Source organism: Shewanella sp. Isolate11 (assembly GCF_022398315.1).
In the GTDB taxonomy this organism is placed as follows: domain Bacteria; phylum Pseudomonadota; class Gammaproteobacteria; order Enterobacterales; family Shewanellaceae; genus Shewanella.
The window spans coordinates 312,242-338,263 of sequence record NZ_JAKEVF010000004.1; the positions used below are offsets into that span (position 1 = coordinate 312,242).

19 protein-coding genes and 1 riboswitch are annotated in these 26,022 nt (G+C 44.9%); of the genes, 8 read left to right on the top strand and 11 right to left on the bottom strand.

Going from position 1 to position 26,022, the window contains the following annotated elements:
• Positions 1-61: 61 nt before the first annotated feature.
• The 6 genes from L1D21_RS12275 to L1D21_RS12300 all read right to left on the bottom strand — a co-directional run bounded on the left by L1D21_RS12275 (position 62) and on the right by L1D21_RS12300 (position 7,922).
• Complete coding sequence (locus tag L1D21_RS12275) at positions 62-2,230, bottom strand: cation:dicarboxylase symporter family transporter (protein WP_239845549.1); 2,169 nt, start codon at positions 2,228-2,230, stop codon at positions 62-64.
• A 321-nt stretch (positions 2,231-2,551) separates the two neighbouring features.
• Positions 2,552-4,312, bottom strand: coding sequence for a GGDEF domain-containing protein (locus L1D21_RS12280; protein ID WP_239845550.1), 1,761 nt, complete (start codon positions 4,310-4,312; stop codon positions 2,552-2,554).
• Positions 4,313-4,330: 18 nt separating this feature from the next.
• The gene (locus L1D21_RS12285; protein WP_239845551.1) at positions 4,331-4,597 is read right to left on the bottom strand and encodes a hypothetical protein; all 267 of its coding nucleotides are present in this window, start codon (positions 4,595-4,597) and stop codon (positions 4,331-4,333) included.
• Positions 4,598-4,621: 24 nt separating this feature from the next.
• Positions 4,622-5,428 carry an SAM-dependent methyltransferase gene (locus L1D21_RS12290; RefSeq protein ID WP_239845552.1) on the bottom strand — a complete coding sequence of 269 codons (807 nt, stop codon included), beginning with the start codon at positions 5,426-5,428 and terminating at the stop codon, positions 4,622-4,624.
• A 335-nt stretch (positions 5,429-5,763) separates the two neighbouring features.
• Positions 5,764-6,327 carry a GNAT family N-acetyltransferase gene (locus tag L1D21_RS12295; RefSeq protein ID WP_239845553.1) on the bottom strand — a complete coding sequence of 188 codons (564 nt, stop codon included), beginning with the start codon at positions 6,325-6,327 and terminating at the stop codon, positions 5,764-5,766.
• 29 nt (positions 6,328-6,356) lie between these two features.
• A complete protein-coding gene (locus L1D21_RS12300) occupies positions 6,357-7,922 on the bottom strand; it encodes a pepsin-like aspartyl protease (protein ID WP_239845554.1) in 1,566 nt (521 codons plus the stop codon).
• Between the two features lie 202 nt (positions 7,923-8,124).
• Here L1D21_RS12300 and L1D21_RS12305 point away from each other — a divergent pair, with 202 nt between their 5' ends.
• From L1D21_RS12305 to L1D21_RS12325, 5 genes are all read left to right on the top strand, one after another.
• Positions 8,125-9,417 (top strand): amidohydrolase family protein, encoded by a 1,293-nt coding sequence (locus L1D21_RS12305; protein ID WP_239845555.1) that lies wholly within the window; start codon positions 8,125-8,127, stop codon positions 9,415-9,417.
• Between the two features lie 151 nt (positions 9,418-9,568).
• Positions 9,569-9,793: riboswitch (cobalamin riboswitch) on the top strand.
• Between the two features lie 168 nt (positions 9,794-9,961).
• Positions 9,962-11,947, top strand: coding sequence for a TonB-dependent receptor (locus L1D21_RS12310; RefSeq protein ID WP_239845556.1), 1,986 nt, complete (start codon positions 9,962-9,964; stop codon positions 11,945-11,947).
• Between the two features lie 338 nt (positions 11,948-12,285).
• The gene (locus L1D21_RS12315) at positions 12,286-12,900 is read left to right on the top strand and encodes a GDSL-type esterase/lipase family protein (protein ID WP_239845557.1); all 615 of its coding nucleotides are present in this window, start codon (positions 12,286-12,288) and stop codon (positions 12,898-12,900) included.
• Positions 12,901-13,131: 231 nt separating this feature from the next.
• Positions 13,132-13,863, top strand: coding sequence for an HDOD domain-containing protein (locus L1D21_RS12320; protein WP_239845558.1), 732 nt, complete (start codon positions 13,132-13,134; stop codon positions 13,861-13,863).
• A gap of 122 nt (positions 13,864-13,985) precedes the next feature.
• On the top strand, positions 13,986-14,189 hold the full coding sequence (locus tag L1D21_RS12325; protein ID WP_239845559.1) for a dodecin: 204 nt from the start codon (positions 13,986-13,988) through the stop codon (positions 14,187-14,189).
• Between the two features lie 152 nt (positions 14,190-14,341).
• Here the strand turns inward: L1D21_RS12325 and L1D21_RS12330 are convergent, their stop codons facing one another.
• Together L1D21_RS12330 and L1D21_RS12335 are read right to left on the bottom strand one after the other, a co-directional pair.
• Positions 14,342-15,001, bottom strand: a complete 660-nt coding sequence (locus tag L1D21_RS12330) for a 3-oxoacid CoA-transferase subunit B (RefSeq protein WP_239845560.1) — start codon at positions 14,999-15,001, stop codon at positions 14,342-14,344.
• Positions 15,002-15,013: 12 nt separating this feature from the next.
• Positions 15,014-15,721, bottom strand: a complete 708-nt coding sequence (locus L1D21_RS12335) for a CoA transferase subunit A (RefSeq protein WP_239845561.1) — start codon at positions 15,719-15,721, stop codon at positions 15,014-15,016.
• A 169-nt stretch (positions 15,722-15,890) separates the two neighbouring features.
• Here L1D21_RS12335 and L1D21_RS12340 point away from each other — a divergent pair, with 169 nt between their 5' ends.
• Both L1D21_RS12340 and L1D21_RS12345 read left to right on the top strand, forming a co-directional pair.
• Positions 15,891-16,709 carry a 3-hydroxybutyrate dehydrogenase gene (locus L1D21_RS12340; protein ID WP_239845562.1) on the top strand — a complete coding sequence of 273 codons (819 nt, stop codon included), beginning with the start codon at positions 15,891-15,893 and terminating at the stop codon, positions 16,707-16,709.
• A 112-nt stretch (positions 16,710-16,821) separates the two neighbouring features.
• On the top strand, positions 16,822-18,921 hold the full coding sequence (locus tag L1D21_RS12345; RefSeq protein ID WP_239845563.1) for a PHB depolymerase family esterase: 2,100 nt from the start codon (positions 16,822-16,824) through the stop codon (positions 18,919-18,921).
• An 81-nt stretch (positions 18,922-19,002) separates the two neighbouring features.
• Here L1D21_RS12345 and L1D21_RS12350 read toward each other — a convergent pair whose 3' ends face one another.
• Positions 19,003-19,953, bottom strand: a complete 951-nt coding sequence (locus L1D21_RS12350; RefSeq protein WP_239845564.1) for an alpha/beta hydrolase — start codon at positions 19,951-19,953, stop codon at positions 19,003-19,005.
• Positions 19,941-21,125: an MFS transporter gene (locus tag L1D21_RS12355; protein WP_239845565.1), complete on the bottom strand. Its 1,185-nt coding sequence runs from the start codon at positions 21,123-21,125 to the stop codon at positions 19,941-19,943. The genes L1D21_RS12350 and L1D21_RS12355 overlap by 13 nt, the downstream gene beginning before the upstream one ends.
• Positions 21,126-21,301: 176 nt before the next feature.
• On the opposite strand from L1D21_RS12355, the gene L1D21_RS12360 reads away from it, so the two are divergent.
• Positions 21,302-24,823 (top strand): PAS domain-containing hybrid sensor histidine kinase/response regulator, encoded by a 3,522-nt coding sequence (locus L1D21_RS12360; RefSeq protein WP_239845566.1) that lies wholly within the window; start codon positions 21,302-21,304, stop codon positions 24,821-24,823.
• Positions 24,824-25,267: 444 nt separating this feature from the next.
• On the opposite strand, the gene L1D21_RS12365 is transcribed toward L1D21_RS12360, so the two are convergent.
• Positions 25,268-25,939: a response regulator transcription factor gene (locus tag L1D21_RS12365; RefSeq protein ID WP_239845567.1), complete on the bottom strand. Its 672-nt coding sequence runs from the start codon at positions 25,937-25,939 to the stop codon at positions 25,268-25,270.
• Positions 25,940-26,022: the final 83 nt, after the last annotated feature.

A 26,022-nucleotide genomic window follows, 5' to 3' on the forward strand; every position in this document is an offset into this window, starting at 1 on the left:
TATTTCGAGCCCTTAGGCGAAGCGAACGGTCGGCAATAATGCTATCGCTCGCTTGAACTTGTTAATCGACCCAATGCAATACGTCACGGATAATCGACCAGCGAGGCTGCTCTTCAGTCGCACCTAGCCCCAACATCCAGTAGTTATACAGTTTCTGTTGATGACCATCGACTTTACGCAATTTCTGCCAGTTATTGACATAATTAAGTAGCGATTGATTATCTTGTGCAACGGCATAGGCGACTGGGTATTGCACCTTATTTTCCAATATAGCAATACCGTATTGGGGGAAGAACAGTGTCCATGCAGAGCCTGCCTCGGCACTGATCACTACCGCATCATATTTGTCGCCTTTCTGTCTAAAGAAGTCTTTATAGCCGCCAATTTGAACAAACTTAAGGTTGGTGTAATAGGCCTTGGCTTCTTCGATTAAATCACCATGTTCGACATAGGCAATAGTGGTATTTTTCATCGCCAGAATGCTTTGGTCGCGTTTAAAACTATTGACCTTGTAGTCTTTAGTGGCAACGCCAAGATTGAGCTCAAGTACAGGATCGACATAACTGAGTTTGTCCATCTGATCTATATCCATCCCAAGCCCTGACATCGCGATATCGAAAAAGCCTGCTTTAAGCGAGGCGGCGAGTTGGGATTTCCTAAATGGAATAAATTCTACTTTTACTCCGAGATCGTTGGCTAATTTGCTCGCCATAGCGCTGTCGAAACCGACTAGTTCAGCGGCATTGTTGTAATAACTAAAAGGAACGTTACTGGGAATGTAGCCCACCTTGAGTACGCCGCGACGACGTATGGTTTCGACATCAGCAATAGGAGAGCTTGGGGTTTCACCTAAAACGGGGAACTGGCGTTTTACCACGGTAGGTACATCATCGACCACGTGCATATTGGCGATCACGCCACTGGTAACTTCAGGACTGTGAATAAACACTCCCATACCTATTCGGCAAGTAATAAGAATAATCGCCACCCCTGCCACAACGCCAGTCGATAACTTAATCAATTGCGGTGGGCGATATTGTAGCGATTTTTGGAACAAAGCAACGGTAAGTAAGGTTAAGGCAAACAGGTTCATTACTGCGGTAATTGAGTTGAATTTTCCTGTGATAAAGCCTGACATGACAAACAATTGGAATAAATCTTGAGGTAAATGTGCCAAGTCCAGCATAAATGGAATCGCCACATATACACTGCCAAATAGTGACAATAAACCACTGATAGATAGGGAGGTGAGTTCGCTGACCTCGATGGGAGTACCATTAAACCATCCGGCGAATAATACAAATAGAATTACCGTCAGCTTACCAATATTGGGGAAGGTAAAGGCGATAGGTACCAAGATTTCAATTAAGGTTTCGGCATCGTCGCTGAGGTTATCATGCTCACGCATGATCTGTTTACATTCGTCGATGATCACTGGGATCACAATAAAGATGTTACCGGTTGCAAAGGCAGTGACTAGGCTAGATTTTGAGATCCGTAGCGCCTGAGCAAAAGTCACTGGGGTGAGTGAGGCAATGATCCAAGGCAATACCCAAAAAGTCAGTAATAAACACAGTGCGAAATAGCTGATGAGATAGACTTGCATACTAGCAAACTCGTCTACTCCCATAGTGCCTGCAGCCGAAGCTGACATAGCAAAAATACCGATAGGCAATACTTTAACTAGTGCTTGAGTGATCTTGGAAAAAATCTCGCTGCAGGTATGCATAAAGGTGATAATTTGCTGTTTGTGCTCGCCTTCCATGCCAATTAGGGCCAAACCCATTGCGATGCTAAAAATCACCATGGCTGGCACATAACCTGCCGCCATCGATTCGAATGGATTAGATGGAATATAGAGTTTGAAGTAGTCGATTGGCGCCGCTGGTTCAATAATGCTGGTACTGAAAAATGAGGCGGTTTCGACGAAAGGAAACGACAATGGCATCAGTAATATAATGGCTAAAGCCACGAGCCAGAGTATCAACATGATTGCGCCAGCACGACTAAAGATCAGGCTCGCGGTGCTGCGCTTAAGTTTACCGATACCGCCCACTAACGACACCAGAATATAGGGTAATACTGTCATCTGCATTAACAGGATCACGCCATTACCTATGGTGCTTAGCCAGCCGACTGACTCACCGAAAAAAAGCCCAAAAACTAAGCCAACTAACATGGCGACAATCATCTGGGTGGAGCTTTGCATGGCGAAGAGTTTTTTGAGCACGAGTTCATTCCAATTGAAAATGGTTTACAGACGTAGGTTTTGTCTAGGTCTAGTGATAACAATAGCTTAATGATTGTTTATTATAGGTTCTCTTGCGAGGTATATAAAAGGCTTTACGGGTTTAAGCTTTGCGCTCTCGCACATTTTGTTGATTAAAGCCGTAGGATTATGAATTTGGCAAACTCAAACTCAAACTCAAACTCAAACTCAAACTCAAACTCAAACTCAAACTCAAACTCAAACTCAAACTCGGGTTTTGGCTCAGAGCCATTTCAGGCTTGAATGAACAAAGCGGTGCAAATGGTTTTGCACCGCTTAACATTACAGCGCAAGTAATGATTGCGAACTAGATTGGATAGCGCTGGGATCTTTTGGATTAAAGATAGATACTTTATCGCGGCCAGTGTGTTTAGATTGATACATGGCGTGATCGGCATCGTTGATCAGCCGCTCGAGTTTATAACCCGATAGCTTAGTGTCAGTGACGCCGAAACTGGCAGTGACTTTAAATTCATGACCCGTTTCACGGGAATCTAACAGGGCAATGGCGTTACGACAATTTTCAACCACTTTCAGCGCGCTATTAAGGTCTGCGCCAGGTAAAGCGATACAAAACTCTTCACCACCAATGCGAGCGAAAATATCATTTTTACGCCCTTGAGCCTCACAAGCCTTAGCCACCTTCTTAAGTACCCAATCACCGCAGGCATGACCATACTGATCGTTTATCTGTTTAAAAAAATCTAAATCAAACAAGATATAGCTCATATTGACCCGAGTATTCTCGCAATAGGTTAACGCGCTTTGGGCGACTTGAGTAAAATGGCCACGGTTAAGAACATGGGTCAGCGAATCGTATTCTGCCAATTGTTTTAGGCGTTTCTGAATGATCCAAGACTTATAAGCCCAAAAGCCAAGCAGGGTGATGATGGCTATGAGTAACGAGATAAACAGACGGGTATTTTCCGCTTGGGTATTCGCCAGTTTTTGTTCGGTGATCAGTAGATTGTTTTGCCTGTCTAGCAGCGCAATACGACTCTTCTGCTCGGCCGCTTGGTGCTCGGCGAGCTGGAAGGCTAAGTGCTTGGTCTTGATATCGTCAAGATAGGCCTTGTCGGCCTGGGCGTATTTGATGTGGTAGTCTAGTGCAGCTTGATAGTTATTTTGTGCTTCAGCAATTTTATAGAGCACTTGATAGGCACTAACAAGGGCTTGAGTATTCCCTAAGCCACTGGCTAAATTTATGACTTTATTGGCAAAGGTAGAAGCTTTGTTGGTTTCGTTTTGTAGAAAGTAACTTTGCGCCAGTGTGGCATAGACTTCGACGATTAGTCTGGGATAACGGGTGCTTTCAATGATAGAGAGTTGAGGTGATAACTGTTCGAATACTTTGTTTATGTTGCCATCTCTTAAGTGTCTGGTAGCAATATATGAGTGAATAAAACTTTGCATGATCACTTCGTTACTACAGCTTTCTATTGCCGATTGTAGAGTGGGTGAGTCGAGCTGAAGTTGACCTAAACCGAGTTGGGCTTCGATAGCTAAGCCATTGGCTAGACAGGTGTTGCGTGAAGAATTTGCTGTTGATTTTAATTTGTCAGCGTAGATTAAGCCTAACTCATATTGTTCAAGCTGATTATAAAAAATAGCGGCAATGGCTAATCCATTTTGAACTAGTTCAGGATCATTAATTTCGTCGAGTAATTCGAAGTTTTTGGATAAGTGTAATAGCCCAAGGTTCCAGTTTTGAGAAATCGCATAAATATTGATTAAGGTTTGATTGGCCTTGAACTTTAATTTTTCGTTGGCATCAGAAGTGATAATATCATTGAAAACTTTAATACTTTCCGTACCTTTACCTTTATAGGTTAGCTCATAGGCTTGTAGGTATTTTAAGTAGTGAGATTGTTGTTTATCTAGCGTCTGTTGTTGTAAAGAATCTAGTAATTGAGAAAAGAGCTTTGGATCACTGCTTTTTACCTGTTCTGCTTGCACCAAAATCGAGTCGACATTGACTTCTTCGGCCATGGACTGGCCGAGGAAGAGTAACAAAAAACTAATGATTACAATATTTAACTTCATAAATATGAATGTATTCTTCTATTGATTAACAGCCTTATCTTGTTCGGGATCATCATTTTGTGGCTCGTCTTTTGGATCTTGTTCATCTTCGGCAGGCAATAAGAAGGCCACAACATCGGGACAAATATCTAGCTCGCGTTTTAGGCTAATGTCATCACGGTTAAGTAGTGAGGCCTTTAAAGTTTCTGATAGCTTTGCCTCAGTAATTGCCTGCTCAAGATTCGCTTGTGTTTGCAATTCAGCATCTTGACCCATGCGTTCTAGTAATTGAATGATGTTCGACATTTTCGTTCCTTTTATGTTGAGTGATTAAGCTATCACAGACTCTGCCAAATGGTGCTTAGCCTCTAGTTTTGCCAGCTTTTCCAACAGCAATTGGTTGGGTTGCATCTTTTCACTTGGGGGAATCACCAGCGTGGTATGCATGAATATTTCGGCATCGGCTAGTTCCGACAATTTCAATTTCTGCTTGCGAACCTTATCTATGGGTAAAACAGCGGCTTCATAGAGAATTACTTGATGATTTAATGGATAAGTTTCGGCCAGTAATTCGATAAGCAGTTGTCGATGAGCCTTACCCGTACTGAATCTGGTCATGGTTTTATCGCCGGCTAAGCCAATTTGCCACAGGATAAGATAGCAGGAAGGGTCGAAACGGCGCTGATAAAACATAAATTGGCTGGTTTCAAACTGCTGACAACCAAATTGTCCTGGGTCGATGCCTAAGTCGGCAATCAGGCAATCTTCGGCGGAGATCCCTGGCACCATGACTGCCTCGAAGCCTTCTGCTTGGGCTAGTTCGATAGATTTATGGGGGGCATGGGCAAAAACGCCAGGGTGACCATAGAAGGCGCCGACCACTTTCTTTCCTTGTCTAACTTCTGTCAGGATAGCTTCAACCATTTCACGGTAGGTGATGTGACGTGACTTGCCCTCGCTATAATAGATTTGCAGCGATCGAACATCATTGTGCATCTCACGTAGCCACAGCTCGACAATGCCATTGGATACGCCAGAAAAGACAATATCTGCTTGTTCTATATAGCTGCGAGCTAATGGGCTGATATGAGCGCCTAAGGTCATACCTATGCCAACGCAAGCTAAGCTTCCTGCCATGCTTTGTTTCTCAAACTTTATATTTGTTAAGTGGAGGTTAAGATAACAGCGTTGCGTGATATTTTAAACCGATAATTAATGCCTTGTGAGCTAACATGTTTTTGTTAAATAACCTGAGCTCTGGATAAGCAGAGCCGCTGAATAGGCATCTTTGCGTGCCTCTCTGCGTTGCTCTGCCTAACCATAGCTCGCTATGGTGTACGACAGAGCGCCTTGATATGCTCAAAAATCTGCGTATTCAGTCAGAAAATAGACTTTCCTTTTCGAACTCATCCTTTATAGCTAATTGAATTAGCTTGTTAAATTTAGATTTTTCGACACTCGTTATCCCGAGTTCAGGTTAAATAGTGAGGTAGTTCGATATAGCACTTTTGGCTGGTCTTCTTGTTTAAGGGGGGATGTTGCCCAAGTGGTTCAAAAATAAATCCGAGTTTTTTTACAAATCGTTTGGTTGCCAGATTTGTACTGGCGAAATGAGCATAGATGCGACTCAGTTTTAGCTGTTGAAATCCATATTCGAGTAACGCGCCCATTGCTTCTTCGGGATAACCTTTCCCATTAGCTTTAGGTAATAACATAATACCGATTTCAGCTATTGTTTTGTCATGGGTGTGCCAAGTGAGTCCTTGTATTCCTATAGGTTGCTGACTGAGTGTCTCGACAATCGTCCAGCTCATATATTTGGTTTGAGAGGACGCTTGATGTTGGTAAGGTGTCATGGCTTCAAGATAAGTTGCAAATGCTTTATCTGCCTGCTGTTGAGATAAAGGGGCGGAGATATTTCGCATCACCTTAGGGTCACAATACAACTGCCTATATAGCTGTTTATCTGCATCACAGATAGGACGCATCTTTAGTCGCTGCGTATTAAATCCCATGGGGGAGCTGACGGATGTCATTTGTAACGTTCTACAATCAGTGCCTTTCATTAATAAGTTTCCAGAGTGGGTGCGCGTTTTTGTTGCGCAAATCGTATGATGCCTTTTTGATAGGCAGAGCGATCAAAAATCACGTAATAGCCACTCATTAATGGTAAACCTAGTATCGATTGATCGGGCCAGCCCGGTAGCTGCGATAGGATTTTAAAGCAGGCTTTCTCCGGCGCAGGGCTGTTGATCTGCCAGTAATGTTCTGCTGTAACCGTGAGGCATATCTGTTCGGCTTGGTTATCGACTGCATTGGCTTGGCCTACAAAAATGAAATGCAGATCCGGCCAGTCTTGTAGTTGTAACTGGCTCATATCAATTCCTTGTTGCTGAAAAGCAATCTCGCCGAATGGATCAATAAGGTCAATAAATTGAGGGTTTATCGCTTTAAGTTGAACTTTCATCTGCTCAAATAGATATTCGGTCAGTACGATGGCCGAGGCACCTGTATCGACAATGGCGTTGCTTTGGCCTCGCATCTTGCTGTTGATGGTTACGCCATGTGTATGCTGATTGCTCTGAGCTAAGGATTCGACATCTTGGGGTGACGGGGTCGATTGCAGTGACTGCGTGAGCTGACTTTCAATCATAGGGTTATCACCAATGGCTAATCCAATGAGATGAACGTTGTAATATTTGTTCTCAGTGACGCAAATGGTCTTAAATTCTCCCTGATATAGCTCGGTATGTTCCTCTCCACCACCTAAAATAAGCCAGCCTTGATTGAGTGGGTCTTGTCCGAGAAAGGCAAACTCGTTGGCACTGTTTGCGGTGATGACTTCATGGCTGGCCACGTGAATACTTGAACGTTGGCCGTAAAAGGCAAACTTATTCTGGGTCAGTCCTTGCTGAGTAAGTGCGTTAAAATAGGGCGACAAATCGCTTGTCGGTTGGCGTTTGAGAAAGCGCTTAAATTGTCTTAAATCATCACTATTAAAACTGCCTTCGCTCTGTTGATGCCAATTGTGCTCATCGAGAGTGGTGTTATCGCCTACGAGGTGCTGGCCCTCGTCGCTGATAATGGGTGAAAAATGCTGGCTGCAAAGATGTATCTCTTCATCGAACGGCCAGGGATAGGTGAGCGCTGGAACTATGCCGTAATGATTGAAGTAATCTTTGAGATCATAAGCCTTATTAAGTGAGTGGTAGGCTAGGCCCAATATGCCATCGGCGTCGGCGAAGCTGGTTTCCTGTTGCAAAGATGACACTACGGCCACAGGACATTGAGCTAATACTATGGGGTTGTGAGCATAAGGAACATGGGCGTCATGAATGTCGAAATCTATCTCATCTTCACGAATACCGACTCGGGTGTAAACCACTGGGCCATCCCAACCGCCAATGCCATATAAGACTTCCTGCGCGAAGCTGGTGGGCGTTAAGGCACTGTCATTTTCTTCGACATAATCACTGCCAGAAACCACTAAAGTACTGCTGCCAGTATCCAAGATCAGGTTGAGTGGCTGCTTCTGGGCACCGAACCTCAGTTGAGCGCTGTAGCCGCCTTTGGCGTAGACATTAACTAATGGAACTTTAAGGGTACGGGGCGAGGGTGTAGTTGAACTCATGCTGGCCTATTGGACAAGATTTCTGTGTCATGATTATAGATAAGTTATTGTTTACACGATCTTCCTTACCGGAGCAAACCTTGGTTCTGGTTCACCATGAATCTTGATTGCTCAGTAGTCCATAAGTACGACTTGTGTTTGTAATGGTAATTTGGCAGGTTAGCTTAATGCGTTAAGGCAATGGACTTTTTAAGGAAACTCGATGAAAAACAATAATAAATGGTTACTGACTAGCTTGATGACAGCCTTGGTGAGCCAAGGTGCATTGGCAAATGTGAGCGTGATCCATGCCGGAACTCTATTAGCTAATCCTGCTGGCGAACCACTCAAAGCGCAAACCTTAGTGATTGAAGATGGCAAGATAAGCCAAATACGCTCAGGCTTTATCGCCGCCGAATCCTTCGGTGACAATGTGGTTTATATCGACTTGAAAAACCGTTTTGTCATGCCGGGTCTGATGGATATGCATGTGCATTTACAAGGTGAAATAGGGCCCAAAAATGACAGTGAAAAGCTGAGAATGTCAGATGCTGATGTTGCTATGCAAAGCGCTTATTTTGCTAAAAAGACCCTGTTAGCAGGCTTCACTACCGTGAGGGATTTAGGCGCAAAACCTGAGCAGATTTATGCCCTGCGAGATGGCATCAATAAGGGGTGGATAGATGGGCCGCGCATCATCGCATCAGGAGGTGTTTCTGTCACGGGCGGTCATGGTGATGTGGATGGTATGAGCCCAGATCTTCTGGATAAATTGACCACTAAAACCATCTGTGACGGCCCTTATGATTGCCGCAGAGCCACACGACGAGCGATTAAGTTTGGTGCCGATGTGATTAAGATTACCTCTACCGGAGGGGTGCTATCGGATACTAATACCGGCACGGGACAGCAGATGGCCGACGATGAGATTAAAGAGATTGTCGACACCGCACATGCTCTGGGGCGCAGAGTCGCCAGTCATGCCCATGCTACCGAAGGGATTAATGCCGCGCTGCGAGCGGGTGTCGACAGTATTGAACATGGTAGTTACGCCGATAAAGAGAGCATCAAGTTATTTAAGAAAAATAATGCCTTCTTAGTGCCGACTCTGCTAGCTGGCGATACTGTGGTGAACATGGCAAATAATGCCGATTTTATGTCTGAGGCGATCAAGGCTAAGGCGAAAAGAGTCGGTGGCGATATGATGGATAATTTCGCTCGAGCCTATAAGGCAGGGGTCAAAATTGCCTACGGTACCGACAGCGGTGTATCGGCTCATGGTATTAATGCACGAGAAGCGGTGCTGATGCATCAGGCAGGTATGAGTAATAAAGATATTCTGATCTCGGCGACCATCAATGGCGCCGAATTGATCGACATGTCTGACAGCTTAGGCAGTTTAGAAGTGGGTAAATACGCCGATATTATCGCCACCGATATCAGTCCGTTAGAGGATATTAGTGCGCTGCTGGATGTGGGTTTTGTGATGAAAAATGGCCAAGTTTATAAGCAATAAATTTCCTAGTTACCACAAGGACGTGGTCGCATTTGTTTTTTGTGTTTGGGGAATATCAATTAGACATTTAAACGTATAGATGTCTATAATGCCGTCCTTGCTGACTCGCAATTTGAGTAATTAGATATTCAATGCTGTCGGCATAGACACAATTAAGTCAATCTTCAGTGGTGCTCGTAACCTCAATCAATGAGGTCGAGATAATCGGGAAGCCTGTGAAAATCTGGCACTGCCCCCGCAACGGTGAAAGGTGAAAGTGGGATGCGCTAAGCTTTGTGTGAATAGAGCGGGCGTTATAAAAATCCTTGCTTGTCGTATTTATCTTGATGAATACCTATCCTAAGTCCGGAGACCGGCCCTTTAGATGATTTTGAGATTTCGGTGGGCAGATCTCGAAATGCGGTATTTTTTCAGTAACGAGAGCATTCAGGATTTAGCTCTTTTGGACGCATTCTTTGAGATTTACCTCTTAGCGTTTGTGTGCTTTATGGATAGAATATCGTGACCTTTCTTGCCCTGTTTTCCTTTTAGGAGTTAAAGGTAAATGGGAACACAACCAAGCAATATCGCCATGATTATCGGGGCGATACTCTCTTTCAATACCGCTGTGGTTTCGAGTTCTGCCTTGGCAGTCGAAGCAATACAGCCCCGCGAAGCAACCTCAGTCCAAACCGATGAAGTGATCACTGTGATTGGCCGTGCGCAAAGCTCTGCATTAAATGTGGCGGCTAATGTCAATATTATCGATGCAGCCGCTATCGAACTCAGCGGTGCAACCACATTGACCGAAGTGTTACGTGGACAAAGTGGTATTCAAATTTCAAATAGTAATTCAGGTGCGGTATTTTCCATGCGTGGCTTTAACGCTAGCCAAGCCGCGAATAATACGCTGATTTTACTCGATGGCCGTCGCCTGAATAATATCGATATTGCTGCTCCGAGTATTAGTGCTATTCCGCTTAATCAGGTGGAGCGCGTTGAGATTCTATCGGGGAGTGCAGGTGTGCTCTATGGCGATCAAGCGGTAGGCGGAGTGATTAATATCATCACGAAAGCACCCAACAGTACTGGTGGAAGCGTGCAACTTTCGGGCGGTAGTTTCGACACTTATGAAGCTAAAGCCGATGTTTCTGGCGCGATTAACGCGCATTGGAATGTCTACGGCGCCATGAGTTACAACCAAGGTGACAATTATCGAGAGCATAATGCCAATGAAACCTCATCGATTTTAGGTCGGGTGCAATATCGTGATGATGGCAGTGAATTCTTTGTTGAGAGCAGCTATTACGATAATCACAGAGAGCTGGCGAATGCGCTAACCTTAGATCAATTTAACGCAGATCCACGCCAGTCTGCCGCGGCGTTCGATAGTTATTTTCATGAGATGACCACCGCTGCGCGTATGGGAGTGAAGCATCAACTTAACCGGCAATGGGCATTGAGTGCCGATTTAAATTATTCCGATACGCTGATCACCGGTTTGAATAGTTGGGGTTCCAATCGTGACGATACTCGTTCGTTATTAGAGTTTAACCCTAAAGCCATTGCCAAATTTAATACTAGAAATGGTGAGCTTAACTTGGTCACAGGCTTAGATTTAAGTCGTGGTGAATCTGAGTTCAGCAGTGGCCGTAGTAATGTGCAAAAACAAGCCAGTGTTTACGTTCAGGCGACTGTCCCACTGGCAAAGGATTTAACTTATGTCGTTGGTGGCCGCTATGCCAAAGTCAGCGATGATTTGGTTGACTCGCAGGCTTATCCTGCTGGTGATGAGTTAGAGCAAGAAGCTCATGCCTTTGAGTTAGGTATCAATTATCGTCCGACGGCGGGACAGCGTTTTTACATCCGCGCCGATGATAACTTCCGTTTTGCCAAGGTCGATGAACAGGCTTACACCCCAGCCAATGTATTCGGTCTAGCGCCTCAAACGGGTCGCTCCTATGAAGCGGGCTGGGATTTAAATCTCACGTCGCACACATTACGCGTCAGTGTTTATCGTTTAGATTTAGAAGATGAAATTGTCTTCGATTCCAGCGCCCCCACACCGACCGGTGGCAGTTATCCCGGCGCTAATGTCAACGCCGATGCATCGCGTCGTTACGGGGCGAATTTAGATTGGGACTGGCAGATCACTCAGGCGCTGCAATTGGGGCTGGAATATAACTATATCGATGCCGAGTTTACCGAAGGCGCCAATGAAGGTAAGGCGCTTTCTTGGGTAGCTGAAAACAGTGGCCGTGGTTATGTCAGCTTCGATATCAGTGATCATTTTCAGCTATTTACCGAAGGGGTTTATACCGGCTCTCGTTATATGGAAGGCGATAACAGCAATATGGGCGATCAACTCGAATCCTATATTCTCACCAATGTTGCGGTTAACTATACTCGCGGCGCTTGGTTAGCCAGCTTACGTGTCGATAACCTGTTTGACGAAATTTATGCCAGCTCAGGCTATTACAGCAGTTACGGTAGTGGCTATTATGTGGGCGACGGTAGAGCCTGGCGTTTGACGGCGAGCTATCGTTTTTAATCAACGCTTTGTTTAAGTGTGTTTTTAAAGCCAATCGGTTTTGCTGATTGGCTTTTTATGTTTTGATGATGGTGAAATTGAAAACATTTTACTTAATCTGAACTCGAGATAAGGCGTGTCGGGAAATCTAAATTTAACAATATAATTCAATGTTATAAAGGATTAGTTTAAAAAGGAAAGTCTATTTTCTGACTAAATGCGCAGTTTGTTGTGCATATCAAGGCGCTCAGCCGTACACCATAGTGAGCTATGGTTAGGCAGAGCAATGCACAGAGGCACACAAAGCTGCCTATTCAACGGCTCTGCTTATTCAGAGCCCAGGTTATTTAGGGTGATGAATGAAGTTTAAACATCTGTTGCTGCTGGTTGTGGCGGGATTCTTGGCTTGGATCTGGTTCGGTAATCGAGCCTGTGAGTTACCTAAGTTGCCAGCCGATGCGACGATTCTGGCTTTTGGCGATAGTCTTACCCAAGGCGTTGGAGCAAGTCGTGGTAATGATTATCCGACTATCTTGGCCGAGCTTACCGGGCTTAATGTTGTAAACGCAGGCATTTCGGGAGAAACCACTGCCGAGGGCGCGAAGCGATTCGCGGCTGAGTTGGATAAAGCTAATCCTGATCTTGTGTTGCTATTGGAAGGTGGTAACGACTTTTTACGTAACCTTTCTGAGCAGCAAGCCGAAGCGAATTTGGCTACCATGATAGTGCAGGCACAGTCCCGTGATATCGCCGTGGTGTTGATAGCCGTACCACAGAAAAGTGTTTGGCTGGCTCCCGCAGACTTGTATGCCCGTTTAGCCGAGCAATATCAATTGTCTTGGATTGAGGCCACGTTAACAGAACTACTGGGATCCCCTGAGCTAAAATCTGACTCGGTGCATCTTAACGAACAAGGGTATCGCCGTCTGGCCGAGCAGATACAGAGCCATTTACAACAGGCTGGCGCGCTTTAAGTTACTTATGATGTGCTGGTAGTGCCAGCAAAACGTATAACGGCGAAAAACTGGCGCTAAATGAGCCAAGATCGATGGGATAAATCACTGTGCATGACGCATTATGCAAATATTTGGGTTAAAGTTATCTTTTAGCCTAAATCGACTTGACCATGACGGGCGTTTTGTGGGTAAATTCTCAAATAACAAATGGCGGCTTGCCAGAATAATAAATCAGGTTAATTACTTCTCATGACAGATCTTGAGCAGCAAGTATTTACTCAAGTACGTGCAATTATTGCCAATGAAGAACAGGTCATTGGTCGACGCGGTATTCTTATTCCATTGAAGAAAGCCATTATCGCCGACGGCGACATTCGCAATGTGATCGATATAGTCTCTTCAGATCCTGCTTTAGCGGCTCACTTGTTGTGGCGCAGTAATGCGGCCGTGAATGCCACAACGGCCACAATTTCTAAAAATCGTTCATTGAAAGATGCTTTGGTACGTTTAGGCCAGGTGAATATCTATCGTTACGCCTTCACTTTTTACCTTAAAGAGCGCCTCGATGAATTGCCTCAACCCTATAAGAAATTGGTGTTTGGTTACTGGGCATTAACTGAAAGTATTGCCACCGATGCCGTAGATAGCTTACATCATATGGAAGGGGTCGAGATTAACCCCGATGAAGTGCAGACCTTAGGCTTATTTAGCGTTTTTGGTGAGATCATTGCGTTAACTGCATTTGCCTATTTAAATGCCGAGTCGGAAGAGTCCTTCCCATTATCAATCATTAAGAACTTGATTGATAATAAGAAGCAAACTTTCACTCTTGAAGCGTTCGATGCGCTAGGCTTAGATGATGAGTTAAAAGATGAGTTTATGATTGCTCATAATCTGCGTCAGACTCGTAACCCTGATTCTCCAGGTTTGGTACTGCGCCGAGTATTGGCGATGCGTAATCAGCTGCTCAAGGCGCTGTAAACTCTTTATAACCTTCAAAAGTCTGCATATTGCAGACTTTTTTGTTTTTTCGGCAGAGATAGCGAAGGTTTTGTAAGCTTCTATACTCAAGTAACTTATTCATGTTAATTGGGATAATCGCTATGAGTCATACTTATAAAATCATCGAACTTGTTGGCTCTTCACCTGTGAGTTCTGACGAGGCAATTAAGAATGCTATCGCCGAAGCGAGCCAGTCGCTTCATCATCTGCGCTGGTTTCAGGTGGTGGAAACTCGTGGTCATCTTGAAGCCGGACTCATAGCCCATTGGCAGGTGACAATTAAGGTCGGTTTTACTTTGGATTGAGGCTCGTTCGCTATTAAGCCTATTGCTAATCAGCTGAGTATGAAGAATCGGGTATCAAGAGCTTGGTATGAGGGGGTGGGCATGAAAGCAGGGGAGAGCTGCCTTCACGCCCAGATGTGCCTACATTAATTTATGGGCACTAGTTTGAGTTATTAGTTAAAACTCATTTCAGGTACATGGCTTGGCACCACGAGTTCGCCTGCAGTGAGCTTGATAATCTCCTCGACACTGACACCGGGAGCACGTTCCAGTAGGTGGAATTTACCCTGCTTAATTTCGATTAAGGCTAAATCGGTCAGCACTTTCTTGATGCAGCCTTTACCAGTTAACGGCAAGCTACATTCGCTCAGCAGTTTCGACTCGCCATGTTTTGATGCGTGGGTCATGGTGACAATAATATTGTCTGCACCGGCGACCAGATCCATCGCGCCGCCCATTCCTTTGATTAATTTGCCTGGGATCATGTAAGAGGCGATATTACCTTGGGTATCGACCTCAAAGGCGCCAAGTACGGTTAAATCTACGTGACCGCCGCGGATCATGGCAAAGGATTCGGCAGAGTCGAATACCGCGGCGCCAGTGATCATGGTGACCGTCTGTTTACCTGCATTAATCAAGTCGGCATCAATTTCATCTTCTGTGGGGAACTGCCCCATGCCTAATAATCCATTTTCCGACTGCAACATTACTTCTATGCCTTCAGGAATATAGTTGGCCACTAAAGTGGGAATACCTATGCCTAGATTAACGTAATAACCATCTTTAATTTCTTGCGCCACACGCTGCGCCAGTTGTTCTCTTGAAAGTGCCATTTGAAATCCTATTTACTTGCTTGATGGGCGAGTGGTGACTTGTTCGATGCGTTTTTCGAAAGTGCCTTGGATCAGCCTATCGACGTAGATTCCCGGGGTGTGGATCTCATCGGGATCCAGTTCACCGGGCTTGACTATCTCTTCCACTTCGACCACGGTGATCTTTCCTGCTGTGGCGGCTAAGGGATTAAAGTTGCGTGCGGTTTTACGAAAAATTAGATTTCCAAAAGTGTCAGCTTTCCAGGCTTTAACGATGGCAAAGTCACCTTGAATAGACTCTTCAAGGATGTAGTCTCGGCCATTATACTGCTTACACTCTTTGCCGATTGCAACGTCAGTGCCATAGCCTGTCGCGGTATAAAAAGCGGGGATCCCCGCACCTGCAGCGCGCATTTTTTCTGCTAAAGTGCCTTGTGGTGTGAGTTCAACTTCCAACTCGCCAGACATCATCTGCGCTTCAAAAATGGCATTTTCACCCACGTAAGAGGCGATCATTTTCTTGATCTGCTTGTCGAACAGCAGCACCCCGAGACCATGCTCTGTGGTACCACAGTTGTTAGACACCATAGTTAGATCTTTAGTGCCTTTACGTTTGATCTCGTTGATCAAATTTTCGGGAATACCACAAAGGCCAAATCCACCGGCGATGACGGTCATGCCATCTTCTAGCCCCGCTAATGCCTCTGCGTAGCTAGTGACGACTTTATTAAATCCAGACATGAGTTTCTCTCTTTTGACGAAAGCTGAAAGTAGTACTGGATACTATTACTCAAAAAAGCAAACGCTCCTATGGTACTAAGGTGCCAAATAAATTTGCCTCAAGTTGTTTTAATCTCTTAGTAATAGCAGTGCTGAAAATGCATCATAGAGAATAATAAGAGGAATCATCATGTCACAAGTGACGGATACAAAAGGGGCGAATACTGGGATTGCTGGCCGAGTCGCCCTAATTACAGGATCAACCAGTGGCATTGGCTTAGCGACGGCCCATGTCTTGGCTGAACAAGGCTGTCATTTAGTGTTGCATGGTTTAATGAGCGAAGTAGAGGGCCAAGCCCTCGCCGCTGAATTTGCCAGCCAATATAAAATTAACACCTGTTTTAGTAATGCCGACCTACGGGATGCCAGCAGTATTTATCAGTTTATGGATACCGCGGTTGCCAAGCTGGGCAATATCGACATTTTGGTGAATAACGCTGGTATTCAACATACTCAAGATGTCAGCAATTTTCCCGAGGAAAAGTGGAACGACATTATCGCTATTAACCTTTCATCGGCATTCCATACCATTAAGAAAGTTGTACCTGCGATGGCTGAAAATAGTTGGGGGCGGATTATCAACATCGCTTCGGTGCATGGCTTGGTGGCCTCGGTGAATAAGTCGGCCTACTGTGCAGCTAAACATGGCATTGTTGGCTTAACCAAAGTGGTTGCGCTTGAATGTGCCGAGATGGGCATCACGGTTAACGCTATCTGCCCTGGTTGGGTCGATACCCCATTAATTAATAAACAAATTGAGAATATCGCTGCCGATAAAAATATTGATTACGCTCAGGCTAAATATCAGTTAGTGACGGCCAAGCAACCGCTGCCTGAAATGCTTGACCCGCGTCAAATTGGGGAATTTGTACTGTTTCTTTGTGGGCATGCTGCCAGAGGAATTACTGGATCATCTTTACCTATGGATGGGGCATGGACGGCGCAATAATATATTGGCGAATGCTTAACTACTCCTAAAGACCCATACCTAACTTTTGACCATTCACCTAGGTTGAGTTTTGAACGTTTTGTTCAAACAATAATAAATCTAAGGTGATAGCATGAAAATTTCTCGTGTGTTTGCCCAAACTCTAGTCTTGGTTTTTGGGCTTTTTTCTACCTGTACATTCGCTGGAAGTTGGCAACAAAATGTTGCTATTGGTGGTTTTAATAATGTGCATATTTATACCCCTGATAGCAACTCAAGCATAGGTCAAGGTAAAGGCTTACTTATTGTCCTGCATGGTTGTGTTCAGCCAATCAATAACTACCTTACTGCTAACTTGGAGCAGGCGGCAGAGGCCTATGGCCTAGTCATCGCTGTGCCTGATGCGATGAATAAAGCCGGTTATAGTTGTTGGTCTTATTGGCAGGGGACGATTAATCGCACTTCTGGTGACTATAAAAATCTGATCAAACTCGCCACTGATATGTCTGCAGATACCAACCGTAATATCGATGCTAAGCAAGTGTATATAGCGGGTCTATCGTCCGGTGCTGCCATGGCAGCGCAAACAGCCTGTGTCGCACCTGATATCTTTGCTGGGGTAGCTCCAAGTGCGGGTCCAACAATTGGCACAAGTTCTAGCGGTGCGATATCGACCTGTGAATCAGTATCAACGGCAACATTCGTCTCTCGCTGTGAATCTTATGCTGGCAGTTATAAGAGTCATTTCGCCGATCAGCTAGCGATAATTGGCCATGGCGATGCTGATACCACAGTGAATACCTGCTACAACCAGCAAAATGCTGCCGGGTTTGCTGCCTTATATGGCGTTTCTCAACTTTCTGGTAGTAACAGTTTGAGTGATGGTGTGGGACATACGGCCTCAGAAAGTCTTTGGACCGATAACCGTGTTGCTATGTTGTGGTTTGAAGGTTTAGATCATTCATGGTCTGGTGGCGCAGGCGCATCGGGTGATTATGTTGCCAACGATAGTATTAACTTTGCTATGTATCTCGGGCAATATTTTGCTGAACACAATTTACGTGTAGATAGAAATGCGGCGCCGACAGTGAGTAATCTAACCGCAGTTGAAACCAATGCTGCTTTATCTATATCAGCCGAAGCCAGTGATGAAGATGGCAGTGTGGAAAATGCTGTCGTTAATATTTATCAATTGGTTGGTGTTGATTCGAGCTTGATTGAAACATTGTCAGTGAGCAGTTTTGATGCAAACGGTGGCTTTAGCGTGACGACTCAGGTGTTAAGCGATGGCTTATACAAAGTCACGGCCGAGGCCACTGACGATCAAAGTGCAACTGGGTTAGCTGCTGAATTAACAGTGCGAGTCGGGCCTGAGCCTGCCGCTGCTGCGCCGCAGCTAACTAATGTCGAAGCTAGTGTATTAGGACAGTGTGCAACGGTGACTGGAACCGTACTTGATGTAAACCTGGATCTCGCCAGTGTTGAAGTGAGTTTTAGTAATGGCGCTCAAGAAACGGCAAATATCGTAGGTGACAGTTTTAGTGCAGAGGCTTGTAACTTACCTGGCGGAACCAATATGGCGACAGTGGTTGCAACAGATGCTGCACAATTATCGAGCCAATTAAGTATCAATTTTGAAGTTGATGCTGGAAGCACTGATGACTACAACAGTCATATTAGCCTCGGGCACATTACGTGGGGATCTGGTTATTCGGCTTGTTATTTAGCGTTCGGTACAGCCGAGTTCACTATGCGTGAATATGCCGTTGGTAACGATCAATGTCAGTGGGTTGCCGATGATAACTCAAGCTGTGCAGGGCCTTTGCAAGCGTGCTCCGATACGACTGTAGGCTCTGGCGATACAGGTGGGGATTCTGGTGGCGATACGGGCGGAGATACCGGTGGTGATACCGGTGTCGTCGATAGCGATGGTGACGGCATTGAGGATGGAATCGATAACTGTCCTAATGTGGCTAATGCGACACAGGCTGATAATGATAATGATGGAACTGGTAATGCTTGTGATGCAACACCTGATGGCGATACTTATGCATGTACAGAAGTGTTAGCGAGTAATTATGCCCACGTACAGGCCGGTCGAGCGACGACAAATGGTATATACGCCTTCGCCATTGGTTCTGGTGCAAGTATGGGATTATATAATACCTTCTATACCACAACCTTAGCCGAGACGGCTGAAGGCTATTATCAGATTGGACAATGTCCTAACTGATAACATCCATTAATTAAAAACGCCATAAAGTCTGACTTTATGGCGTTTTTTTCATGCTGCTTTATTGTTGGGGTATGACTGTTACTGTGTTTTTGTTTGCATAAAGTGGGCAATTGATAGATAAGTTTCTAGGCACTCTTGCTCAACGAGATCATGCAGTAGCATGTAGGCGTGGATCATGCCATCCAGTTGGTGATGTTCAACAGCGACACCGGCTTGTTTTAGGGCATTTACATAAGCAACACCTTCATCTCTTAGCGGGTCACATCCTGCGGTAAACACAAGACTTCGAGGTAGCTTATTCGTGATAGGTCCCAGTAGTGGTGATGCCTGCTTGATGTAATCCACATCATGGGCATTATGTTGAAAATAGTGCTGGAAATACCATTTCACTCTTGGGGTTTCGAGTAAGAATCCGCTGCCATTGCTCTTGATTGAGTCTGAACTCATGGTGTAATCGACACTAGGGTAGATCAAGATTTGTTGATCAATGTGAATGCGAGGGTTACTTAGGCTACGCATACTTAATCCACTGCAGATAGCGCCACCGGCACTGTCTCCTATGATGGTTACCGTACCATTGTGGTTAACTTCATCTAATAATTCTTGGTAATGAATAAGGGCATATTCACAATCATCTAGGCCAGCAGGGTAAGGGTGTTCTGGTGCTAAGCGATAATCGACCGAAATCACCACACAATTGGCTTTTTGAGCCAGATGACGGCAGATAGGGTCGTAAAGTTCGATACTGCCACACATATGACCGCCGCCGTGAAAATGTACCATTACCGGCAAGGCTTGTTTTGGTGCAGGGCTGTAGACTCTGGCAGGAATAATCCTATCTTCGAGCTGCCAATATTTATCTTTTATATATTTGACAGCCACCGACTCGCTCATCAAACCGCCAAGCTTATTGAGGTTTTCACGTGCCAGAGCAGGTGTCAGCTGAATGTTATTCTTTTTTGCTAACGCAATGTTTTGATTTGCCTGTTGAAGGAATTCATCAAGTTTTGGGGATGCTACGCCTCGCATGGGGATAACTCCTGTTTTTTCCCTGTTTCTGGTAACAAATAGCTACCAATAAAGACTGTGCTACTCAGAATGCTGATTAAGATAAATGCGCTTAAATAGTCGCCGTTGTTGATGTCCACCAGTTTGCCAAAAATCCATAATACGATAGTTGAGACCAAATAGCTGATTGACCAAAACAGGCTGAATATTACTGTGATTTTTTGGCCGGTCATTTTAGGCAATTCGTGAGGGATAGAAACCAAGGCAGTAATGGGGAAGAAAATAAAGAAACCCAGCACTATGGCACACAGGGTTTGTAGCCAAGGGATTGGACAGAAGCTGAGTCCTAAAATGGTGATAAAAATAATGGCACCGCTACTGCGGATAACCGGTAAACGCAGGGGCTGCTTACGGCTATAAAGGATCCCGGCAATGGTACCTATGATGCCAAAACCTATCACCCATTTACTTTGACTTATCCCCGCCTGAGGATAGAAGGTAAACAGACAGATATAAAAAGATAATAGCCCTGAGTAAGTTAACGCATACACCCAGTTAAATTTATCTTTTAAACCGTCGAGGTAACTGTAAATGACCTCGGGGGTGTCACCAGCATTGATTTGCGGATTATCATCTTGATATTTAACAAATAACCATAAAATTGCTAACACTAAGCTGGTGATAGAGAACAGCAATAAGCTGGTTTGCCAGCTACCGGTTAATTGATTAATGCTGGGCATGCCCCAGAGTACAATGGCGGTGCCGACATTAAATGCAACGGCATTAATACCATTGATCACCGGGCGTTCTTCGGGCGCAAACCACTTCATCACAATCGGATTGAAATAGACAATCATGAAGGCGCCACCGAGTCCCATGAAAAAGCGGCTAAGCAGCAGTAATTCATAGTTAGGCGCAAATGGGGTAATGATGCCTGTGACAATCAACAATGCCGAGATTAAAAAAGCAAATTTGACGCCAAATTTGAGGGTTAAATAAGCCGCACAAAAGGTGCCTACAATCTTGGCTAAGGTGACGGCACCACTGATAAAGCTGGCTGAAGCTAGGCTATCAATATGCATCGACTGCATTATGCTATTCATGCTTGCAGTTCCGCCAACCCAGGCCATGGCAAATAAAACATAACTAGTGAAGACTAGGCCTTCGACTAAATATTTATTGGTTATTTTCATTGTGTAATTATTCTTTAACCTGAAATGGACACTGAAGCTAGGTTATCTGATGACCCTGCAGAAATAAGTACTACCTTAGTGCACTGCAGCAAATTTAAGATTTAACAACTCTTTATCATTTAATCTGGCTAGTGTAGGTTGAGCAGATAATAATAAGAAAATCTTTGGGGAATCTCTTGCTTGCTTGGTTGTCTGTAGATACTTGGTTAATCACCTTTATCTCTATCGCTTATTTGGCGATGTTGTTTGTTGTAGCTCAGTGGGGACAAAATCAAAGCGTTAGTCGCTGGCGTCATCGGCCTTGGATTTATAGTTTATCCTTAGGCGTGTGCTGTACCACTTGGGCCTTCTATGGCACCGTTGGTCAAGCGGCCACAACCGGAGCCTGGTTAGCGCCAATCTATATTGGCTCGATAATCTGCTTTGTGTTTGCCTGGCCGGTGTTGATGCGCACATTGCAGATCATTAAAAGCCAAAACCTCACCTCTATCGCTGACTTTATTGCCTGTCGATACGATCGCTCGCCCAAAATAGCCGCCAGTGTGGCGATAGTGTCTTTATTAGGCACTATTCCTTATATTGCTTTGCAGTTAAGGGCTATCAGTACCTCTTTCGATCTCGTCACTGGCACTTATCAGTCGGGGATCAGTACCGCCTTTGTGGTAACGATAGTGTTGATTTTATTTAGTATCTTATTTGGTACTCGTCAGCTTGCGGCCAATAAACATAACCCTGGGTTAGTATTGGCAATTGCCTTTAGTTCGATAGTGAAGTTATTTGCACTGACTGCGGTGGGATTTTTCGCTACATTTTATGTGTTTGATGGTTTTAATGATCTGCTCGCTCAAGGTCAGAGCCTACCTAAAGTGTCCCATGGCAGCTCGCTTTACTTAGCCTTGTCACAAGTGTTGCTTGGTGCCATCACTATCTATGCTTTGCCGCAAGAGTTCCACATGATGATGATTGAAAATCATCATCAAAAAGAGCTAAAGCTAGCGCGGTGGATGGTGCCTATCTATCTGCTATTGATCAATGTCTTTGTTCTGCCCATCGCCATCGCCGGACAACTGACTTTCCCCGGCGGCAGTGTCGATGCCGATACCTATGTGTTAACTCTGCCGTTGTTTTATCAGCAAGCCTGGTTGGGGATATTGGTGTATATCGGTGGTTTGGCGGCGGCAACCGCCATGGTGATTGTGGCTGCTATTGTACTGAGCACTATGATCTCAACCGAAATCATCACACCGCTATTGCTTCGTCTGCCGAGATTTAGCTCGCAGAAAACCCCGCAGTTAGCGGGAATTTTGTTGAATCTAAGACGATTCTCGATAGCGATTATTTTGCTGTCAGCCTTTGGTTTTGAACGTTATATCGATCAACAGAATCATTTGGCCTCAATTGGCTTATTGTCATTTGTATTGTTATCTCAATTTGCTCCGGCTGCGATAGGCGCGCTCTATTGGCGCAATGCGACGACCCAAGGTGCCTTCATCGGAATGCTAGTAGGCTCTGTTGTCTGGTTATATACCTTATTGCTTCCTGCGACGTTTCCGGATGCACATTGGGTTAATGCAGGCCTGTTGGGTTTTGATTGGTTAAAGCCGACGGCATTATTTGGGATCAGTGGCTTAGATAATATAAGTCATGGTGTGGTTTTCAGTTTGGCGGCTAATATTGGCTGTTTTATGATAATTTCGCTGCTTAAACAAAACACTGTCGGTGAAATGCTACAGGCAGATCTGTTTGTTAACCGCAAACAGGTGCTGTTAGAACGTGATTTATCGGTGGAAGATTTAGCCAGTTTGTTGCATCGCTTTATCAATAAACAGGAAGCCGATGAGTTATTGGCGCGCGCCAAGCAAGCTGGTAAGCACGTTAGTATCGACAATCTGGTTGAACATACACGGCTGAAGCTTTCAGGGGTGTTAGGCTCGGCTTCGACTAGGATGGTAATGAATGCCGTGTCCCGCTCGCAGCATGTGCCTCTAGAAGATGTGGTGAGTATTGTCGATGAAGCCAGCCAGATCTTTGAATTCAATCGTGAGCTGCTGCAGTCTGGAGTAGAAAATATCGAGCAGGGCATCAGCGTAGTCGATGCAGACATGCGCTTGGTTGCTTGGAACCGGCGCTATATTGAGTTATTGGATTATCCTCCCGAATATGTCAAAGCGGGGATCCCCATCGAAGAATTGCTGCGATACAACATAGATCGCGGCATTATTGTCGGTGACGAAGCCCATGAGCTGGTAGAGAAGCGATTGGCGCACATGCGCTCGGGGAGCCCTCATTATTTCCAGCGGACCATGCTCGATGGTAAGGTACTGGAGATCCGCGGCCAAGCCATGCCAGGTGGTGGATTTGTGAGTACTTTCGCCGATATTACTGCGCATATTGAGGCCGAAAAAGCCCTACAACAAGCTAACGAAAGTCTCGAGCGCCGGGTGGCCAGTCGTACTCAAGAACTGGCTAAAGCCAAAGCTGAGGCGGAAGCGGCCAATAGCAGTAAAACTCGCTTCTTAGCCGCAGCTAGCCATGATTTAATGCAGCCTTTTAATGCATTGACCTTGTTTACCGATATGCTCAAGCAGCGCGCAAATTCACCTGAAGTGCACGACTTGGCGACCCATATTGAAGACTCGCTTAATGTGGTAGAAAGCCTGCTATCAGATTTGGTTGAGATCTCCCGTCTCGACGGCCATTCACAAAAGGCTGAACTGGGTCAGTTTGCTATTGATGATATTCTCTCGACGCTGGTAAACGAGTTTAAGGCGTTGTCGGTGTCGCAACAAATCGACTTTAGTTATCAAACCAGTTCCTGTTTTGTTGAAAGCGATCAGCGACTTTTGCGACGTATTATTCAAAACTTCCTCTCCAATGCGTTTCATTACTCTCCGGCTGGGGCGATGAATCAAGCTTATCAGCATATTGTTGGTGAGAGTGTCGGAGAATCTATCGCTGAGAGTATCTCGTCTCAAAATAATCTGACATCGACATTTGTGCCTAAAGTCTTGCTGGGTGTCAGAAGGCTAGAGCACAGCATTGTTATTCAAGTTTGGGATAATGGTCCGGGGATCCCTGTGGAGAAACAGCAAGCGATATTTCAAGAGTTTGAGCGCTTAGAGCAGACTCGTGAAATTCCGGGTTTAGGCTTAGGCTTAGCCATATCCGATCGAATAGCTAAACTGCTTGGCTTGTCGATCACATTGCATTCAGAGGTGGGTAAGGGAACCTGTTTTAGTGTTGAGGTACCGAGGATTCAATCTCAGCCTCGCGTTTCAAATGTGGTCAACTTCCCTGTCGAAGATGATTTTAATCAGCAGCAGATGAACATTAAGGTGTTGGTGATTGATAACGATGAGCTCATGCTAAAAGCGATCTCTTCGCTTTTGAGTGATTGGGGCTGTGAGGTGATTGCGGCTAAAGACCAAGCCAGTGCTGAGTTGTTACTGCAACAGTGTGCGCCGCCTAAGTTAATTATTGCCGATTATCATCTTGATGACGATCATAACGGCGTCGATCTGGTACAGCATCTGTTGCGTAATAGCCCAAGTTTAGCGGCCGATAAACCCATGTGTCTTATCTGCTCGGCCGATCCCTCCGAGCGAGTGAGGCAACATACCAGTAATGCGCGGTTTAGCTTTGTGCGTAAGCCTGTGAAAGGTATTGCTTTAAAGAGGATAATTAAGCAGTTAGCTTAAAATGGTGGAGGCGAATGCCTCCACTTATTTTGACGATACCAATCATTATAAAGATGTGATCGCTCAGTGAGAATTTAGCGTTTCTGAGGCAAGGTCTTTAATTGCTCCTGCATAAAAGACATTCACAACATCCCTGTTGATTGTCCTTAATTGCTCCTGCATAAAAGACACTCACAACATCCCTGTTGATTGTCCTTAATTGCTCCTGCATAAAAGACACTCACAACATCCGTGTTGATTGCAACGAGTGAAGCGCATAGTTGCTCTACGGTCAAACTCGTTAACACAGAATCAGAAGTGCTAAAACTTGCCGGTTAGGCGTGTTTGGGCTTCCTATTTTTGCGTTGAATGGCTGCACAAAGGAGTAACCATTCCATCTTCTATTTCCCTGAATGAGTTGCCAAAAAACACGCTGAGTAGTGCACTTTTTTATACCGATTGGTATTAAGCGCTGATCTGCTGGTTTTCGTTTGAGGTGATCATCAGCTGCTGAAACACCAAACCTGCCTGGGTTCGGTTATACACCTCTAATTTGAGCAAAATAGCAGAAACATGCTTTTTGACTGTGGTCTCTTTGATATTGAGATCATAGGCTATCTGCTTGTTTAATCGGCCATTAGCGATACAAGCCAGCACCGTATATTGCTGTGGTGTCAGCTGGGCTAACTGTTTGGCTAGGCGTTGATGTTCGGCGGCCGTTTGTTGATCGACTGTGATGTCTGTGTGCTGAGGTAACCAGACTTCGCCATCGAGTACCTTGCCTATAGCTGTGGTTATCTCAGTAAGATTGGCCGATTTAGGTATGAAGGCGCTGGCGCCAAAATTGATGGCTTTGCGAATGATCTCAGGCTGATCGTCCGAAGACACCATCACCACGACGATATCGGGAAAATGGTTTTGTAGTAGAGTTAGGCCGGTAAATCCATCATTGCCAGGCATATGCAAGTCGAGAAAAATAATTTCAATCGAAGGATTTTTCTCGACGACGCTAATTAAATCTTTGAAGTTTTCAGCTTCTAATATATCTGCACTTTTAAAGCTTTTTAGAACAGCCTGTGTTAATGCGGCTCGAAATAAAGGATGGTCATCTGCAATAGCCACTTTTATGTTAGACATTATCTGCTCCATTTAAATAATGTTATTGTCAGTTTAATCTTCTTAGAAATAATTACCAGTCGTTATTGGTGTTTTAAATAAAA

Bases quoted from the DNA above. Each gene is read 5' to 3' on its own strand.
- L1D21_RS12315 (WP_239845557.1), top strand. From the start codon at position 12,286: ATGAAGTTTAAACATCTGTTGCTGCTGGTTGTGGCGGGATTCTTGGCT.
- L1D21_RS12300 (WP_239845554.1), bottom strand. From the start codon at position 7,922: ATGAGTTCAACTACACCCTCGCCCCGTACCCTTAAAGTTCCATTAGTT.
- L1D21_RS12305 (WP_239845555.1), top strand. From the start codon at position 8,125: ATGAAAAACAATAATAAATGGTTACTGACTAGCTTGATGACAGCCTTG.
- L1D21_RS12350 (WP_239845564.1), bottom strand. From the start codon at position 19,953: ATGCGAGGCGTAGCATCCCCAAAACTTGATGAATTCCTTCAACAGGCA.
- L1D21_RS12330 (WP_239845560.1), bottom strand. From the start codon at position 15,001: ATGGCACTTTCAAGAGAACAACTGGCGCAGCGTGTGGCGCAAGAAATT.
- L1D21_RS12290 (WP_239845552.1), bottom strand. From the start codon at position 5,428: ATGGCAGGAAGCTTAGCTTGCGTTGGCATAGGTATGACCTTAGGCGCT.
- L1D21_RS12365 (WP_239845567.1), bottom strand. From the start codon at position 25,939: ATGTCTAACATAAAAGTGGCTATTGCAGATGACCATCCTTTATTTCGA.
- L1D21_RS12320 (WP_239845558.1), top strand. From the start codon at position 13,132: ATGACAGATCTTGAGCAGCAAGTATTTACTCAAGTACGTGCAATTATT.
- L1D21_RS12325 (WP_239845559.1), top strand. From the start codon at position 13,986: ATGAGTCATACTTATAAAATCATCGAACTTGTTGGCTCTTCACCTGTG.
- L1D21_RS12355 (WP_239845565.1), bottom strand. From the start codon at position 21,125: ATGAAAATAACCAATAAATATTTAGTCGAAGGCCTAGTCTTCACTAGT.
- L1D21_RS12340 (WP_239845562.1), top strand. From the start codon at position 15,891: ATGTCACAAGTGACGGATACAAAAGGGGCGAATACTGGGATTGCTGGC.
- L1D21_RS12285 (WP_239845551.1), bottom strand. From the start codon at position 4,597: ATGTCGAACATCATTCAATTACTAGAACGCATGGGTCAAGATGCTGAA.
- L1D21_RS12335 (WP_239845561.1), bottom strand. From the start codon at position 15,721: ATGTCTGGATTTAATAAAGTCGTCACTAGCTACGCAGAGGCATTAGCG.
- L1D21_RS12310 (WP_239845556.1), top strand. From the start codon at position 9,962: ATGGGAACACAACCAAGCAATATCGCCATGATTATCGGGGCGATACTC.
- L1D21_RS12280 (WP_239845550.1), bottom strand. From the start codon at position 4,312: ATGAAGTTAAATATTGTAATCATTAGTTTTTTGTTACTCTTCCTCGGC.
- L1D21_RS12295 (WP_239845553.1), bottom strand. From the start codon at position 6,327: ATGACATCCGTCAGCTCCCCCATGGGATTTAATACGCAGCGACTAAAG.
- L1D21_RS12345 (WP_239845563.1), top strand. From the start codon at position 16,822: ATGAAAATTTCTCGTGTGTTTGCCCAAACTCTAGTCTTGGTTTTTGGG.